This window comes from Microbacterium sp. CCNWLW134, assembly GCF_037083565.1.
Lineage (GTDB): Bacteria > Actinomycetota > Actinomycetes > Actinomycetales > Microbacteriaceae > Microbacterium.
This window is the reverse complement of the sequence record NZ_JBAOJU010000001.1, coordinates 1,770,323-1,784,123: the sequence shown is the minus strand read 5'-3', so window position 1 is coordinate 1,784,123 and position 13,801 is coordinate 1,770,323. Positions and strand designations below refer to the sequence as shown.

Genomic DNA, 13,801 nt, shown 5'->3' with positions numbered 1-13,801 from the left:
GCGCTGCTCAGCCCTCGAGGTGCAGGATGACGCGGTTCCTGCCGTCACGACTCAGCACCCGCCCGAGCCCGAGGATCATGCGGGCCTGAAGACCGTACTTCGCGTGGAAGAGCGCGGTGCACCGCTCGATCTCGTCCACGTCGTGCTGGATCGTCGCGGTCGCTGAGACGATCGCCGCGCCGGGGTCGACCCTGCCGGCGCGGTCGCTCGGGCGCAGCGTCACGGCGGGGTTTCTGCGGATCCGCTTCACTTTTCCGCTGTCGGCGCCCGTGGTGACCACGAGCCGGTCTGCGTCACGGGCGACCCAGACGGTCGTCGGCACTCCGATACCGTTGCGCCGGAATGTGGTGAGCGAGACGAATTCCTCGGCCGCGAGGGCGATCAGATCATCGGAGGCCATTCTCGGCACGCTACCTGCTGTGCAGGGCCTCGGGGCGGGATCAGCGATTCCCAGCGGGATCCCACCCGTCGACGACGCCCGGCTGGCACACTCGGCTCATGTCCATGGCTGATCCGTTCCTGCCCCTCCCGCCGCGCCGTGACGACGATTCTCCGTTCCAGCGCGAGAACCACTCGCGCGGCGATGAGTCGGAGCCGGATGTCTTCATCGAGCCCGAGGACGGCAGCGCGTCCGAAAGCGGCGAGCCGCCGCTGCTGCCGACGCACTTCCGCACTCCGACCGGTCAGAGCGTCGATCCCGAGCAGGATATCGACCCCGGCGCCTGAGCGCCGGAGCGCCTACCGCGCCGGCCCCGGGTTGGCAAGGGGGCCCCCTTCGGTCGTATCGCCGGAGTAGACATGAGGCATGAAAGTCATCGTCTACGCCGGGAGCGAGTTCCTGACGGGGGATGACCTCGCGACGGCTCTCCTGGAATACAGCGAATCCCTGGGTGCTGCCCACGCCGCCCACATCGTCGAGATCCCGGTCCGAGAGCCCGACGGCTCCACGGTGGGGGCGACGTTCCTGGTGGGGCCGGCAAGTCAGATCGTGGTGAAGGACGCCCCGCTGTCGGGGGCGGAGCTCTCGGCGCCCGACGTGGTGGCGCAGCTGCAGTCTCTGACGAGGGAGCAGCGACCCGTGATGCGGGTCGCCTCCGCTTCCGGTGAGGGGCTGAACTGGGGCGAGGAGTTCTAGGGCGACGGCGCCGCAGCGCCGTCGAACCAACCGTACGTGTTGAACCATGCGGCGCGGTCGGCGGCGTCGCGGTCGTCGGCGGGCCCCGCGAACGCGTCGTGGTCCTCGAGCACACCGTCCTCGAGGGCGACGAAACCCCAGCAGACCGGGCACACGGCCCGGCCGTGCGGAAACCCACCCGGCAGCGACGGGGCGGCCGACGTCCTCGTGCCGCTTCCTCCGCACCACGGGGGATCAGCCGCCGCGTCCGACCACATCTTTCCGGTGCCGACGCGGTTGTGGAGGCCCGGGTGGCCGGTGGGGCGGGTGCACACCGCGCCGGCGCTTCTGCTCCGACACCAGATCCTCGCGGTCGCCATCCCGAGATTGTAGACAGGCGGATGCCGCATCGCGGCCGTCGATGAAAGGATGACCGCATGCCCGAGTCGCCCGAAGTCCAGGTTCTCGCCGACGTCCTCGACGACGCCGTGACCCATCGCCGGATCATCGGTGTGGACGTGGGTGAGTTCCGTTCGTGGAAGACGCGGGACCGACCGGCCGAGGGGCTCGTCGGCGCGACGATCACGGGCGTCACGCGCTTCGGCAAGCACCTGGACATCGACACCGATCGAGGAGACCTCGTGGTCACCCTCGGCCGCGCCGGGTGGGTCCGTCACCGCGTCGATGCGGAAGCGGCTGACGACGAGACCGCAGACTCGTCCGGTGCTTCGACGCCGCCGGCTGCGGTGATCGCCACGCTCGACCTCGACGACGACACCGCGCTGGAGTTCACCGACGCCGGCGAATGGCTCTCGCTGGCCCTGTCGCTCGTGGACCACCCCCAGGACGTGCCCGCGGTGAAGAAGCTCGGACCCGACCCGATGTCGCCGACCTACACCCGGGCCGATTTCGACCGGATCACCCTCGGCCGGCGCAAGCAGCTCAAGGCTCTTCTGCAAGAGCAGGAGAGCATCTCCGGTATCGGCAACGCCTATTCCGACGAGATCCTGCATCGCGCGAAGATCGCCCCGACGACGCATGCGGCGGCCCTCGACGACGGCGAGAGGGAGGTGCTTTTCGAGGCGATCCGCGACGAGCTGTCCGAGGCGGTACGTGCACGACGCAGCATCCCGCTGCCGCGATTGAAACAGGCCAAGGCCGCGTCGATGAGGGTGCACGGACGGACGGGCGAGGCCTGCCCGGTCTGCGGAGGCATCGTCGAGGACGTCCCCGGCTCGAAGGGAGCCGCCCAGTACTGTCCGGTGTGTCAGGGCTCAGTCGACTGAGCCGGCCCGTCCGCGCAGCGGGGATCGGATTAGCATGGAGGGATGACGACTCAGACCTCCGCCACCCAGATCCCCGCCGCGCAGACCGATGACGACGCCAAGCCCCTGGTCCCGGGCGAGAACCTCCTGGGTGCGCCGGGTGCAGCTGCGGGCTCGTGCTGTGGGGGCAGCGCCTGCGGCGTCTGAGTCCTCAGCCCACTCCGCGCACGCCCGCGACGCCGCTCAGAGCGTCTGACCGGCGTGCGTGCCCTCGGCGATCTCCTCGACGACCTTCGCATTGAACGCCGGGAGGTCGTCGGGTGTCCGGCTCGAGACGAGTCCCTGGTCGACGACGACCTCCTCGTCCACCCACCGGGCCCCGGCATTGGTCAGATCCGTCTTCAAGCTCGGATAGCTCGTGAGTGTGCGGCCGTCGACCGCGCCGGCCTCGATGAGGATCCAGGCGCCGTGGCAGATGACGCCGACCGGCTTCTGCTGGGAGAAGAAGGCGCGGGCGAAGGCCACCGAGGCCTCGTCCATTCGCAGATGGTCGGCGTTGACGACGCCGCCGGGCAGCACCAGGGCGTCGTAGGATGCCGCGTCGGCGGCGGTGACAGCCACGTCGACCGCCTGCTCGTGTCCCTTCTTGCCGGTCACACTCCCCGATGCGGGGGAGATCAGGTGCGCCTGGGCGCCGGCGTCCGTCACCGCCTGCCAGGGACTGGTCAATTCGCTGTCCTCGTAACCGTCGGTGAGGAGGAACGCGACGGTCTTGCCGTTCAGTTCGGCCATGACACTTCCTTTCGTGGGGTGCCCCCACGCTAGGCCGGTCCGCCGTCTCGGACCGGGACTTGCCCCCGACAACCGTGACGGCTACGCCTCAGTGCGCCGCGGGGAGGGGAAGCCCTTCGTCGGCGGGCTTGCGCACCAGGAAGGCGCTGAACAGCAGCGGCAGCGACACGATCGCTGCGAGGAGGAACGCTGCGTGAGCGCCCTGCGCGCCCGCATCTTCAGCGCCGGACGCCTCGGCGGCGGCCTGCACGCTCGACATCACGGTGATGAACAGGGCGATGCCGGCTGCCCCGGCGACCTGCTGCACCGTTCCGACCACCGCCGAGCCGTACGAGTAGTACTTCCGATCAAGCGACGCCAGCGACGCCGTGAAGAGCGGCGTGAACGACAGTGCGAGACCGATCGACAGCGCGGTCTGGCCCGCGGCGATGGCCCAGACCGGCGTGGTCGCGGTGAACATCGTGAAGACCCACAGCATCCCGACGGCGATCACGGTGCCCGGGACGAGAAGGACCCGAGTGCCGTACCGGTCGTAGATGCGACCCACGATCGGGCCCGCGAGACCCATGGCCAGGGCGCCGGGCAGGACGATGAGGCCCGACATGAACGGGTCGAGGCCCACCACGTTCTGCGCGTAGAGCGGCAGCACGGTGATGATCCCGAAGAAGGCCGCCGAGAGCAGCGTCATGTGGCCGGTGGCGAAGCTGAAGTTGCGGAAGGTGAACACCCGCAGGTCGAGCAGGGCGTCGTCGGTGCGCTGCAGCCGGATCTGCCGCCAGGCGAAGAGCGCCAGCGCGATCACACCGACCGAGAACGCCACGACGAGGGAGACGGTCGCGGTGGCCGACGCCGACGCCTCCTCGGCGGCGGTGCCGCCATGTGCCGCCGCGGCGCCGCCGATCTGGCTCAGTCCATAGACCAGGCCGCCGAAGCCGAGGGCGGAGAGGATCACCGAGAGCACGTCGATCGGGGCGCGCGTGGTCTCACCGAGGTTGCGGATCCAGATCGCCCCGACGGCGAGGGCGACCAGGGCGATCGGGAGGACGACACCGAAGTTCCAGCGCCAGCCGACCGTGTCGATGAGGAAGCCCGACAGTGACGGGCCGATGGCCGGAGCGAGGGAGATGACGATGCTGACCCGCCCCATCATGCGCCCGCGGGACTGCGGCGGGACGACGTTCATGATCGTCGTCATGAGCAGCGGCATCATGATCGCCGTTCCCGACGCCTGCACGACGCGGGCGACCAGGAGCATGGGGAAGCCGGGGGACAGGAACGCGATCAGGGTACCGAGCGAGAACAGGCTCATCGCGGCGATGAACATCTGCCGGGTCGTGAATCGGCGCAGGAGGAAGCCCGTGATGGGGATCACGACGGCCATCGTCAGCATGAAGGCGGTCGTCAGCCACTGGGCGGCGACGGCGGTGATTCCGAGGTCGACGATGAGACGCGGGATCGCGATGCCCATCGTGGTCTCGTTCAGGATCGCCACGAACGCTGCGGCCAGCAACAGCCAGATGATGCGGCTCTCGATCGGGCTGAGCGTCGCGGGCGTCGCGGCGTCGCGAACGGCGCCGGCGGTGGGGACGGTGTCGGTGGCTGCCACGGGGCTCCTCAGGGCGGGCGGAAGAAAGCGGAGGTTCACGGACGACGCACGCGCGCGCGTGATCCGCGAGGACTGTCTGAGGCTAACCGCCACCTCCGACAGGGCATTCCCGTCGGAGGCGGATCCGTTCTCGCCGGATCGTCAGAGCGCGGTGGTCGGCTCGGTGTCGTCGTCGTCCGCCGACCCGATCGGATCGGTGGGCTCGGGCTCGGGCTCGGCGGCCAGGAGTCCCGCCGGTGTCGGGGACACCAGCTCCTCCTCCGGCACGGCCTTCAACTCGTCGATCTCTGCACGGATCTCGGCGAGGTCCTCCCCGTCGCGGGCGGGCTGTTCCGGAGTGGTCTCGCTCATGGGTCACACCCTACCGAGCCGGTGGGGGTGGGCGTCAGTAGGCTGGCGAAGGTGAGTATGCGCGGGGGAGGCGGCGGGGGAGCTCCCGGCGGCTTCCGGCCGGTCGACATCGAAGCGCAGCGCCGGCTGAACGCCCAGGCGCCGAAGATCCCGAACCTGGGCCGCCGCGTCGTGGCCCTCTTCCGGCCGTACCTCGGACGAATCACGTTGACGGGCATCCTCGTCGTCGTCGGCGCCGGTGTCGCGGTCATCCCGCCGCTCCTGGTGCAGCGGATCTTCGACGACGCCCTGTTTCCCGTCGACGGGGGATCACCCGACATCCCCCTCCTCGCCCGGCTCGTCGCGATCATGATCGGCTTGTTCCTCCTCTCCGCCGTGCTGGGCGTGGTCCAGACGTGGCTCACCTCGACCGTGGGCAATCGCGTGACGGGCGATCTTCGAGTGCGCCTCTTCGATCACCTCCAGGCGATGGAACTGGCCTTCTTCACCCGGACCAAGACGGGCGTCATCCAGTCCCGACTGCAGAACGACGTCGGCGGGGTCTCCGGCGTCCTCACCAACACCGTCACGAGCATCCTCGGCAACGTCGTCACCGTCATCGCGTCGCTCGTCGCGATGATCATCATCGACTGGCGCCTGACGATCATCGCCGTTGTCATGATGCCGTTCCTCGTCATCGTCCAGCGCCGCGTCGGTCAGGTGCGCGCGCGGATCGCCGGAGAGACCCAGGAGTCGCTGTCGGAGCTGACCTCGATCACGCAGGAGACGCTCAGCGTCTCGGGCATCCTGCTGTCGAAGTCGTTCAACCGGCAGCGCACCGAATCGGCGCGCTATGCCGACGAGAACGTCAACCAGGTACGACTGCAGGTGCGGCGGGCGATGAGCGGTCAGGGCTTCTTCGCCGTCGTGCAGGTGCTCATGTCCAGCGTGCCGGCCGTGATCTACCTGGTCGCCGGGCTTCTGGTGACCGGCGGCGCCGACGCGATCACGGCGGGCACGATCGTCGCCTTCACCACGGTGCAGGCGCGACTGCTCATGCCGCTCATGGGTCTCATGCGCGTCGCCCTGGATCTGCAGACATCCGCCGCTCTGTTCGCCCGCATCTTCGAGTACCTCGACCTCACTCCTGCCATCAGCGATGCTCCCGACGCGATCGACGTCGCCGATGCCCCCGGACCTGTGGGGCGGATCGAGTTCCGCGACGTGGTGTTCCGCTACCCCGATGCGGCACCGCAGACGCGGCCCACCCTCGCCGGCATCTCGTTCGTCGCGGAGCCCGGGCAGCACGTCGCCTTCGTCGGACCCTCGGGGGCGGGGAAGACCACCGTGCTCTATCTGACGCCCCGCTTCTACGAGGCCGGTGACGGCGCCGTGCTCTTCGCCGGCGAGGACGTGCGCCATCTCACCCAGGAGTCGATCATCGACCGGATCGGGATCGTCCCGCAGGAGACGTATCTCTTCCACGCCACGATTCGGCAGAACCTCCGGTACGCCAAGCCCGATGCAACCGACGCCGAGCTCGAGTCGGCGTGCCGAGCAGCGAACATCCACCACGTCATCACCGGATTCGAGCGCGGGTACGACACCGTGGTCGGCGAGCGCGGCTACCGGCTGTCGGGCGGTGAGAAGCAGCGGATCGCGATCGCGCGGGTTCTGCTGAAAGACCCGCCCGTCCTGCTCCTGGACGAGGCGACATCGGCCCTGGACACCGTCTCGGAGCGGGTGGTGCAGGAGGCGCTCGACGCCGCGGCCAAGGGGCGGACCACGCTCTCGATCGCCCACCGCCTGTCGACCGTCATCGCCGCCGACGTCATCCACGTGATCGAGGCCGGGCGGATCGTGGAGTCGGGGACGCACAGCGAGCTCGTGGCCGCGGGGGGACTCTACGCCGAGCTCGCCGCGCAGCAGCTCGCCACGACGCGGGTGCTCGAGGCGGAGGCCGAAGACGAGCCGGCCGACCTCCCCGACCGTCGAGCGGACCGCGCGCCGGACGGGGCGCCCGAGCCGCAGATCGACGCCGAGCTCCGGCGCGATCGCGAGGAGGTCGCGCGGCTGCTCACCGAGCCGGTCGTCGTCCTCCCCGACCGTCCGCTGCCCTGAGCTCACCAGAGGGCGGCGGCCGACACCTCCGGCGTGACGACGCGGTCCGACCCGCGCCCCTGCAGGTCGCGGACGAAGGCGCCCAGTGCGCGCCGGTAGGCGTCGTCGGGATGGGTGCGGGCGATGCTCACGAGGGGCGGAAGATCCAGGGTCAGGATGAGCTCGATCCGCGCGCGCACGGCGGACGGGTGCCCCGCGGCATCCAGGATCTCGAGCCCGCCACGGAGTCCGTCGAGATAGTCGCGCAGCACCGGTAGGGCCTCCCTGTGCTGGGTGATCGACGACCCGTCCGCGCGTTCGCGCCATTCGACCACGACATCGGGGATCACATCGAACGACCGCGCGGCGGCGTACATCCGCTGGGCGAGGATCTGATCCTCGTACAGCCGCCCCTCCGGGAAACGCAGCCCCGCGCGCTGCCAGAAGTCATGCCTGCTGACCTTGGACCAGGCGACGATGTTGCCCGATGCCGCAGGATGCTCCTGGAGGGAGGTGCGTCGACGCTCGGGGTCGGTCGCGGCGGCGACCCAGGGCTGGACAGGTCCTGCGGCGTAGGCCCCGCTCTCGTCGGCTCGCAGCCGCACGTAGGCGCCCACGACGAAGTCGCTGCCGGTGTCGTCGAGGACGCTGATGAGGCGCTCGAGAGCGGTGGGTGTGAAGCGGTCGTCTCCGTCGAGGAAGGCCAGATAGGGGGTGTCGACCAGGCCCAGGCCCGTGTTGCGAGCCGCAGCCAGGCCGCGCCGTCCGGCGTGGCTGATCACCGAGAAACGCTCGTCCTCCGCGGCAGCCGCCGCGAAGATCTCCGCGGTGTCGTCGGTGGAGCCGTCGTCGACGAGCACGGCGCGCCACGCGCGGAACGACTGGGCCTGCAGTGACGCCAGCGCCTCCGCCACCCAGGGCCCGACGTCGAACCCCGGGACGATGACGGTGAGGGCGGGTGTCACGGGGCCGATCGTACCGCCCGGACGGCCGCGGCGACCTGGTCGGCCAACCCGTCGGCATCCAGGTCCGGGTGGTGGGGGAAGCTGAATCGGACGGCGGTCTGCGCGACCTCGGGCGCGAATCCCATCGCGAGCAGGACGTGCGAGGGCTCATCGCTGCCTGCCGCGCACGCCGATCCGCTGGAGGACACCACTCCTCGTCGCTCGAGCTCGAGCAGGATCGCCTCGCCGGAGGTGCCGGGGAAGACGAAGCTCGCCGTTCCGGGAAGTCTCTCGGTGGGGTGGCCGGTGAGTCGGGCCTCGGGCACCCGAGTGCGCACGCCCGCGATGAAGCGGTCCCGTGTGGCGCTCGCACGCGCGCTGCTGGTCACCCGTTCGGCTTCGGCCAGTTCGAGCGCCGTCGCGAGGGCCACCGCGCCGGCGACGTCTTCGGTTCCGCTTCGGCGCCCCCGCTCCTGCCCGCCGCCGTGGAACAGCGGTTCGACGGGGACACGGCCCCGAACGACGAGGACTCCCGTCCCCTTGGGGGCGCCGACCTTGTGGCCGGCGATCGCGAGACTGTCGGCTCCGGTGCCGGCGAGGGGGAGCCATCCGGCGGCCTGCACCGCATCGAGATGGAGGGGGATGCGTCGGGCGCCGGTGACGGTGGCGATCGCCGCCACATCCTGCACCGTGCCCACCTCGTTGTTGGCGTAGCCGACGGCGACGAGGGCTGTGTCCTCCCGAAGGGCACCGGCGACCTCCGCGGGGTCGATCCGGCCGTCGTGGTCGACGGGAAGCATGGTCACCGCGAAGCCGTGGATGCGCCTGAGGAAATCCACCGACTCCAGGATCGCCTCGTGCTCGATGGGCGAGGTCACCACGTGACGCGCGGCGCGATGCTGCTGGGCCGCGATCGCGATCCCCTTCACCGCGAGGTTGTCGGCCTCGGTGCCGCCCGAGGTGAAGACGATGTCGCCGGGCCGCATCCCCACGACCCTCGCCACGCGCGCGCGGGCGTCTTCGAGGGCGGCGGCAGCGGCCTCGCCGACGGTGTGGTGACTCGACGGGTTTCCGAACCAGCGGCTCAGATACGGCGTCATGGCCTCGACGACCTCCGGTCGCACCGGAGTCGTGGCGGCGTTGTCGAGATAGAGCAGTGACATCACGCGTCCATCAGCCGACGTCCGCCGGCGTGACCCGGATGTCCAGTCCCAGATCCAACGCGCGGGCGGAATGCGTGAGGGCTCCGACCGAGATGACGTCGACGCCGGTCTCGGCGATGGCGCCCACCGTCTCCAGCGACACCCCGCCCGAGGCCTCCACGATGGCGCGACCGGCCACGATCGCGACCCCGCGACGAAGATCGTCCGGCGAGAAGTTGTCGAGCATGATCGTGTCCACGCGTGCGGCGAGAACGGGTTCGATCTGGTCGAGACGGTCGACTTCGACCTCCACGTGGGTGGTGTGGGGAAGACTCGCCATGGCGGTGCGGAGGGCGTCGGTGACCGAGGCGCCGCCGGCGGTGAGGACGGCCAGATGGTTGTCCTTGACCATCACGGCGTCCGACAGCGAGAAGCGGTGGTTGTGTCCGCCGCCGTCGCGCACCGCCTGGCGCTCGAGCGCGCGAAGGCCCGGCGTGGTCTTCCGGGTGTCCGCGATGCGGGCCGGAGTGTGCGCCACCTCGGCGACGTATCGCGCGGTCAGGGTCGCGATCCCCGACATCCGCTGGGTCAGGTTTAACGCGACACGCTCGGCCGTCAGGATGCCGCGCGCCGGCCCTTCGACGACCGCGAGCACAGCGCCGGGCTCGAACCAACGGCCGTCCTCGACCAGGACGCTCACGGTGATCGCGCTGTCGGTGAGGCGGAAAGCCGAGGCGAAGACGGCCAGACCGCTCGCGACGCCTGCTTCCCGGGCGACGAGCTCCGCACGCGCGGTCGCCGTCGCGGGGATGAAGGCGGCGCTGGTGAGATCGCCCCACGGTGCGTCCTCGGAGAGGGCCGCGGCGACGACCCGGTCGATCGCCGCCGGCGTCAGCATGACGCCACCTGGGCCACCGGCACGGTCGCCGTCGGCGCGTCGGCGCGGACGTGCGCCCCGACGGACTCCCGACGCGCCCGAGCCGCAGCGACGAGGTGCGCGCCGACGAGGAGGAGGTTCGCGTCCTCGTAGTCCTTCTCGGTCGATGCGGCGGACGCCGTCACGCTCCAGGCTCGGAGGACGGCGGCTGCCTCGGCCAGACCCCGCTCGGTGCGAACGAGCCCGGCATGCGTCCACAGCAGGTCCTGCAGTGCCGAGCGATCGAAGGGACCGGGATCGACCACGGCGATCGGAAGGGCCGGCGGGACGTTGCGGACGACACCCGGCGTGAACGGCCAGTCGCGCACAGCGTCCACGGCGATCGTGTCACCCGCCCGTGCGCCGAACACCGCGCCCTCGAGCAGGGAGTTCGAGGCCAGCCGGTTCGCGCCGTGGACGCCGGTGCGCGCCACTTCGCCGACGGCGTACAGACCGGGAAGGGAGGTGCGCCCGTTCAGGTCGGTCACGACGCCCCCCATCAGGTAATGCGCCGCGGGCGTGACAGGGACGGGCTCGGCCGCCCAGTCCCACCCTCGGCGGCGCACGGCGGCGTCGATCGTGGGGAAGCGCTGAGTCAGGAACGCGCGTCGCTCGGCGAGTGTGGGCCGCAGGTGCGTGGCATCCAGTCGCACCGGGCGTCCACCCTGGCGGGTCATCCGGTCGGCGATCGCGGCCGCGACCACATCGCGCGGAGCGAGCTCTCCGTCGGGGTGGACATCGAGGACGAAACGGCGGCCGGTGTCGTCGATGAGCGTGGCGCCCTCTCCTCGCACCGCCTCCGAGACGAGGAAGGCCTCGCCCCGCTCGTCCTCGGGAAGAACGGTCGGGTGGAATTGGAAGAACTCCAGGTCGGCGACGGCGGCGCCGGCGCGAATCGCGGCGGCGATGCCGTCGCCCGTCGCCACCGAGGGGTTCGTGGAGTGGGCGTACAGTTCGCCGGCGCCCCCCGTGGCGAGCACGACCGCCTCGGCGGAGAGCCGGCGCCGCTGACCCGGCGCGTCGGGGGACTCGCCGACGAGCAGCTCGACGCCGACGACGCGTGCGGCGTCGACCACGAGGTCGATGAGGAACGCGTGCTCGATCACCGTCACCCCGCTCTCGCGCAGACGCGCGACGAGGGCCTTCTCGACGGCGGTACCCGTGGCATCCCCTCCCGCGTGGAGGATCCGCGGGTACGAGTGGGCAGCCTCGAGCCCTTTCACGAGGGTGCCGTCGGGTGCGCGATCGAACGCCACGCCGAGCGCGATGAGCTCGCGGATGCGCGCGGGCCCCTCCTCGGCGAGGACGCGGACGGCGTCGGGGTCGCTGAGTCCCGCGCCCGCGGTCATCGTGTCGCGGATGTGGTCTTCGACGCGGTCGTCGCCGAACATCACCCCGGCGATGCCGCCCTGGGCGTAGCGGGTGTTGGCATGCTCGAGGACGTCCTTGGTGACGAGGGTCACCCGGCATCCGCGCTCCACGGCGTGGAGGGCGGCGGTGAGGCCGGCGATGCCGCTGCCGACGACCACGGCGTGCACGGTGGGTGCCGTGCGGGTCATGAGGCGGCGCTCCGTCCGGGATCCGCGGGGGGCTTGGCCGCCAGCATCCGTTCGAGAGCCACCCGGGCGGGGTCTGCGACGTCGGCCGGGACCGTGATCCGGTTCTGCACCTCGCCGCGGACGAGTCCTTCGAGCACCCAGGCGAGGTAGCCCGGGTGGATGCGGTACATCGTCGAACACGGGCACACCACGGGATCGAGGCAGAAGATGGTGTGCTGCGGATGCTCGGCCGCGAGCCGCTGCACGAGGTTGATCTCGGTGCCGATGGCGAACGTCGTCGGTTCGGTCGCGGCCTGGATGGCCTTTCGGATGTAGTCGGTCGAGCCGGACTCGTCGGCGGCGTCGACGACCGCCATCGGGCACTCGGGGTGGACGATGACGCGCACCCCCGGGTGCTCGGCGCGTGCGCGGTCGATCTGGTCGACGGCGAAACGGCGGTGAACCGAGCAGAACCCGTGCCACAGGAGGACGCGGGCGTCTTCGAGCTCGCGGGTCGTGCTGCCGCCGAGCGGCTTGCGCGGATTCCACAGGGGCATCTGCTCGAGGGGGACGCCCATCGCCTTGGCGGTGTTGCGCCCGAGGTGCTGGTCAGGGAAGAAGAGCACCCGGCGCCCTCGTGCGAAGGCCCATTCGAGCACGGTGCGCGCGTTCGAGGAAGTGCAGACGATGCCGCCGTGGCGCCCGACGAACCCCTTGATCGCGGCGGAGGAGTTCATGTAGGTGACGGGGATGACGGGGACCAAGCCGTCCGCATCGGGCGTGTCCAGGTCGCCGTAGACGTCGGCGAGCTGCTCCCAGCACTCCTCGACCTGGTCGATGTCGGCCATGTCGGCCATCGAGCAGCCCGCGGCGAGGTTGGGCAGGATCACCGCCTGCTCGGGACGGGAGAGGAGGTCGGCGGTCTCCGCCATGAAGTGCACGCCGCAGAACACGATCGCCTCGGCGCTCGGGTGCTCGAGGGCGGCGTTGGCCAGCTGGAACGAATCACCGACGTAGTCGGCGTGGACGATCACCTCTTCGCGCTGGTAGAAGTGGCCGAGCACGACGACCCGGTCGCCGAGGACGGCTTTGGCGGCGCGGATGCGGTCGGCGAGCTCGGCCTCGGAGGCCTCGCGGTACTCGCGGGGGAGCTCGCCCTGGCGCGGCGCACCGGTGGGGATCACATCGCCCATCGACGATCCCGGCCCGTAGCCGGGCCGGGCGTCGAAGTTCCAGGGGCCGGCGGCGAGATCGGTCGCGCAGGTCTCGGTCGTCGATCTGCCCGTCACGATCGCCTGGATCTCGTGATCGACCGAGGGGTCGACGGGCTCACGGAGCGCGGGGGTGGGGAGGATGGTGGTCATCGGACACTCGTTTCGGGCGAGCGCGAGAGGGGCCCGCGGTCGGCGAGCTCCACATCGCGGTTGTAGCGGTACAGACGGGCGGGGCGGTGACTGCCGGTGCGGAACCGGTCGGTCGGGATGAGGGTGGCGGAGGTGTCCACCTGGCGCCGGAAGTTCGCGGGGTCGAGCTTTCTGTCGAGGATCGCCTCGTACACCTCGCGGAGCTCGGCGAGGGTGAACTCGTCGGCGAGCAGGCCGTGGGCGATCCGGCTGTAGCCGACCTTGTTGCGCAGGCGCCATAGGGCGTACTCGACGATCTCGTTGTGGTCGAAGGCGAGGCGGGGAAGGTCGGCGGCGTCGAACCACCCGACGTTCTCGACATCGGAGACCTCTTCGGGGCGCAGCAGCGCCCAGTAGACGATCGACACGACGCGGGTGGGGGAGCGGTCGACCGCGCCGAACGCGTAGAGCTGCTCGAGGTAGCTCGGAGCGAGACCCGTGGTCTCGCCGAGGGTGCGGGATGCCGCGGCATCCAGTCCCTCGCAGGCTCCAAACCACCCGCCGGGAAGCGCCCACAGTCCCTCGAAGGGATCCCGGGTGCGCTTGACGAGCGGGAGGACGACCGCGGGCGCGAAACCGGGCCGGGGCGTGCGCAGCGAGAAGATCACCGTCGACACCGCCACGCGGATGTCCTCGACTTCGGGATCCATG

16 protein-coding genes are annotated in these 13,801 nt (G+C 70.6%); 5 read left to right on the top strand and 11 right to left on the bottom strand.

Annotated elements, in window-relative coordinates; all coding sequences use genetic code 11:
• Window positions 1-7: 7 nt before the first annotated feature.
• A complete protein-coding gene (locus V6S02_RS08485) occupies window positions 8-400 on the bottom strand; it encodes a PPOX class F420-dependent oxidoreductase (RefSeq protein ID WP_336400501.1) in 393 nt (130 codons plus the stop codon).
• Between the two features lie 98 nt (window positions 401-498).
• Between V6S02_RS08485 and V6S02_RS08480 the strand changes: the two genes are divergently transcribed.
• Together V6S02_RS08480 and V6S02_RS08475 are read left to right on the top strand one after the other, a co-directional pair.
• The gene (locus V6S02_RS08480; protein WP_124293582.1) at window positions 499-726 is read left to right on the top strand and encodes a hypothetical protein; all 228 of its coding nucleotides are present in this window, start codon (window positions 499-501) and stop codon (window positions 724-726) included.
• A 79-nt stretch (window positions 727-805) separates the two neighbouring features.
• Complete coding sequence (locus tag V6S02_RS08475) at window positions 806-1,135, top strand: hypothetical protein (RefSeq protein ID WP_124293581.1); 330 nt, start codon at window positions 806-808, stop codon at window positions 1,133-1,135.
• Here the strand turns inward: V6S02_RS08475 and V6S02_RS08470 are convergent.
• Window positions 1,132-1,494 carry a hypothetical protein gene (locus V6S02_RS08470; protein WP_336400500.1) on the bottom strand — a complete coding sequence of 121 codons (363 nt, stop codon included), beginning with the start codon at window positions 1,492-1,494 and terminating at the stop codon, window positions 1,132-1,134. The genes V6S02_RS08475 and V6S02_RS08470 overlap by 4 nt on opposite strands.
• A 57-nt stretch (window positions 1,495-1,551) precedes the next feature.
• Between V6S02_RS08470 and V6S02_RS08465 the strand changes: the two genes are divergently transcribed.
• A complete protein-coding gene (locus tag V6S02_RS08465) occupies window positions 1,552-2,400 on the top strand; it encodes an Fpg/Nei family DNA glycosylase (protein WP_336400499.1) in 849 nt (282 codons plus the stop codon).
• A 42-nt stretch (window positions 2,401-2,442) separates the two neighbouring features.
• Entirely contained in the window at window positions 2,443-2,586 is a 144-nt protein-coding gene (locus tag V6S02_RS08460; RefSeq protein ID WP_164478184.1) for a hypothetical protein, read from the top strand.
• A 36-nt stretch (window positions 2,587-2,622) separates the two neighbouring features.
• Here the strand turns inward: V6S02_RS08460 and V6S02_RS08455 are convergent, their stop codons facing one another.
• From V6S02_RS08455 to V6S02_RS08445, 3 genes are all read right to left on the bottom strand, one after another.
• Window positions 2,623-3,171 (bottom strand): type 1 glutamine amidotransferase domain-containing protein, encoded by a 549-nt coding sequence (locus V6S02_RS08455; protein WP_124293578.1) that lies wholly within the window; start codon window positions 3,169-3,171, stop codon window positions 2,623-2,625.
• A gap of 88 nt (window positions 3,172-3,259) precedes the next feature.
• Window positions 3,260-4,777 carry an MDR family MFS transporter gene (locus V6S02_RS08450; protein WP_124293577.1) on the bottom strand — a complete coding sequence of 506 codons (1,518 nt, stop codon included), beginning with the start codon at window positions 4,775-4,777 and terminating at the stop codon, window positions 3,260-3,262.
• A 141-nt stretch (window positions 4,778-4,918) separates the two neighbouring features.
• Entirely contained in the window at window positions 4,919-5,128 is a 210-nt protein-coding gene (locus V6S02_RS08445) for a hypothetical protein (protein ID WP_141939073.1), read from the bottom strand.
• Window positions 5,129-5,185: 57 nt separating this feature from the next.
• Here V6S02_RS08445 and V6S02_RS08440 point away from each other — a divergent pair, with 57 nt between their 5' ends.
• Window positions 5,186-7,228, top strand: a complete 2,043-nt coding sequence (locus tag V6S02_RS08440) for an ABC transporter ATP-binding protein (protein WP_336400806.1) — start codon at window positions 5,186-5,188, stop codon at window positions 7,226-7,228.
• A gap of 2 nt (window positions 7,229-7,230) precedes the next feature.
• Here the strand turns inward: V6S02_RS08440 and V6S02_RS08435 are convergent, their stop codons facing one another.
• From V6S02_RS08435 to V6S02_RS08410, 6 genes are read right to left on the bottom strand one after another with little or no spacing between them, the layout of a single operon-like run.
• On the bottom strand, window positions 7,231-8,172 hold the full coding sequence (locus V6S02_RS08435) for a glycosyltransferase family 2 protein (RefSeq protein ID WP_336400498.1): 942 nt from the start codon (window positions 8,170-8,172) through the stop codon (window positions 7,231-7,233).
• Window positions 8,169-9,308, bottom strand: coding sequence for a cysteine desulfurase family protein (locus tag V6S02_RS08430; protein ID WP_336400805.1), 1,140 nt, complete (start codon window positions 9,306-9,308; stop codon window positions 8,169-8,171). Before V6S02_RS08430 ends, V6S02_RS08435 begins: the two co-directional genes overlap by 4 nt.
• A 16-nt stretch (window positions 9,309-9,324) precedes the next feature.
• Window positions 9,325-10,191 carry a carboxylating nicotinate-nucleotide diphosphorylase gene (gene nadC, locus V6S02_RS08425; RefSeq protein WP_336400497.1) on the bottom strand — a complete coding sequence of 289 codons (867 nt, stop codon included), beginning with the start codon at window positions 10,189-10,191 and terminating at the stop codon, window positions 9,325-9,327.
• Window positions 10,185-11,768: an L-aspartate oxidase gene (gene nadB, locus V6S02_RS08420; protein WP_336400496.1), complete on the bottom strand. Its 1,584-nt coding sequence runs from the start codon at window positions 11,766-11,768 to the stop codon at window positions 10,185-10,187. The genes nadC and nadB overlap by 7 nt, the downstream gene beginning before the upstream one ends.
• On the bottom strand, window positions 11,765-13,111 hold the full coding sequence (gene nadA / locus V6S02_RS08415; protein WP_336400495.1) for a quinolinate synthase NadA: 1,347 nt from the start codon (window positions 13,109-13,111) through the stop codon (window positions 11,765-11,767). The genes nadB and nadA overlap by 4 nt, the downstream gene beginning before the upstream one ends.
• The gene (locus tag V6S02_RS08410) at window positions 13,108-13,800 is read right to left on the bottom strand and encodes an NUDIX hydrolase (RefSeq protein WP_336400494.1); all 693 of its coding nucleotides are present in this window, start codon (window positions 13,798-13,800) and stop codon (window positions 13,108-13,110) included. Before V6S02_RS08410 ends, nadA begins: the two co-directional genes overlap by 4 nt.
• Window position 13,801 lies beyond the last annotated feature (1 nt).

Coding starts and splice junctions, on each gene's coding strand:
- V6S02_RS08440 (WP_336400806.1), top strand. CDS start 5,186: ATGCGCGGGGGAGGCGGCGGGGGAGCTCCCGGCGGCTTCCGGCCGGTC.
- V6S02_RS08460 (WP_164478184.1), top strand. CDS start 2,443: ATGACGACTCAGACCTCCGCCACCCAGATCCCCGCCGCGCAGACCGAT.
- V6S02_RS08455 (WP_124293578.1), bottom strand. CDS start 3,171: ATGGCCGAACTGAACGGCAAGACCGTCGCGTTCCTCCTCACCGACGGT.
- V6S02_RS08470 (WP_336400500.1), bottom strand. CDS start 1,494: ATGGCGACCGCGAGGATCTGGTGTCGGAGCAGAAGCGCCGGCGCGGTG.
- nadB (WP_336400496.1), bottom strand. CDS start 11,768: ATGACCCGCACGGCACCCACCGTGCACGCCGTGGTCGTCGGCAGCGGC.
- V6S02_RS08480 (WP_124293582.1), top strand. CDS start 499: ATGTCCATGGCTGATCCGTTCCTGCCCCTCCCGCCGCGCCGTGACGAC.
- V6S02_RS08445 (WP_141939073.1), bottom strand. CDS start 5,128: ATGAGCGAGACCACTCCGGAACAGCCCGCCCGCGACGGGGAGGACCTC.
- V6S02_RS08485 (WP_336400501.1), bottom strand. CDS start 400: ATGGCCTCCGATGATCTGATCGCCCTCGCGGCCGAGGAATTCGTCTCG.
- nadA (WP_336400495.1), bottom strand. CDS start 13,111: ATGACCACCATCCTCCCCACCCCCGCGCTCCGTGAGCCCGTCGACCCC.
- V6S02_RS08475 (WP_124293581.1), top strand. CDS start 806: ATGAAAGTCATCGTCTACGCCGGGAGCGAGTTCCTGACGGGGGATGAC.
- nadC (WP_336400497.1), bottom strand. CDS start 10,191: ATGCTGACGCCGGCGGCGATCGACCGGGTCGTCGCCGCGGCCCTCTCC.
- V6S02_RS08465 (WP_336400499.1), top strand. CDS start 1,552: ATGCCCGAGTCGCCCGAAGTCCAGGTTCTCGCCGACGTCCTCGACGAC.
- V6S02_RS08410 (WP_336400494.1), bottom strand. CDS start 13,800: ATGGATCCCGAAGTCGAGGACATCCGCGTGGCGGTGTCGACGGTGATC.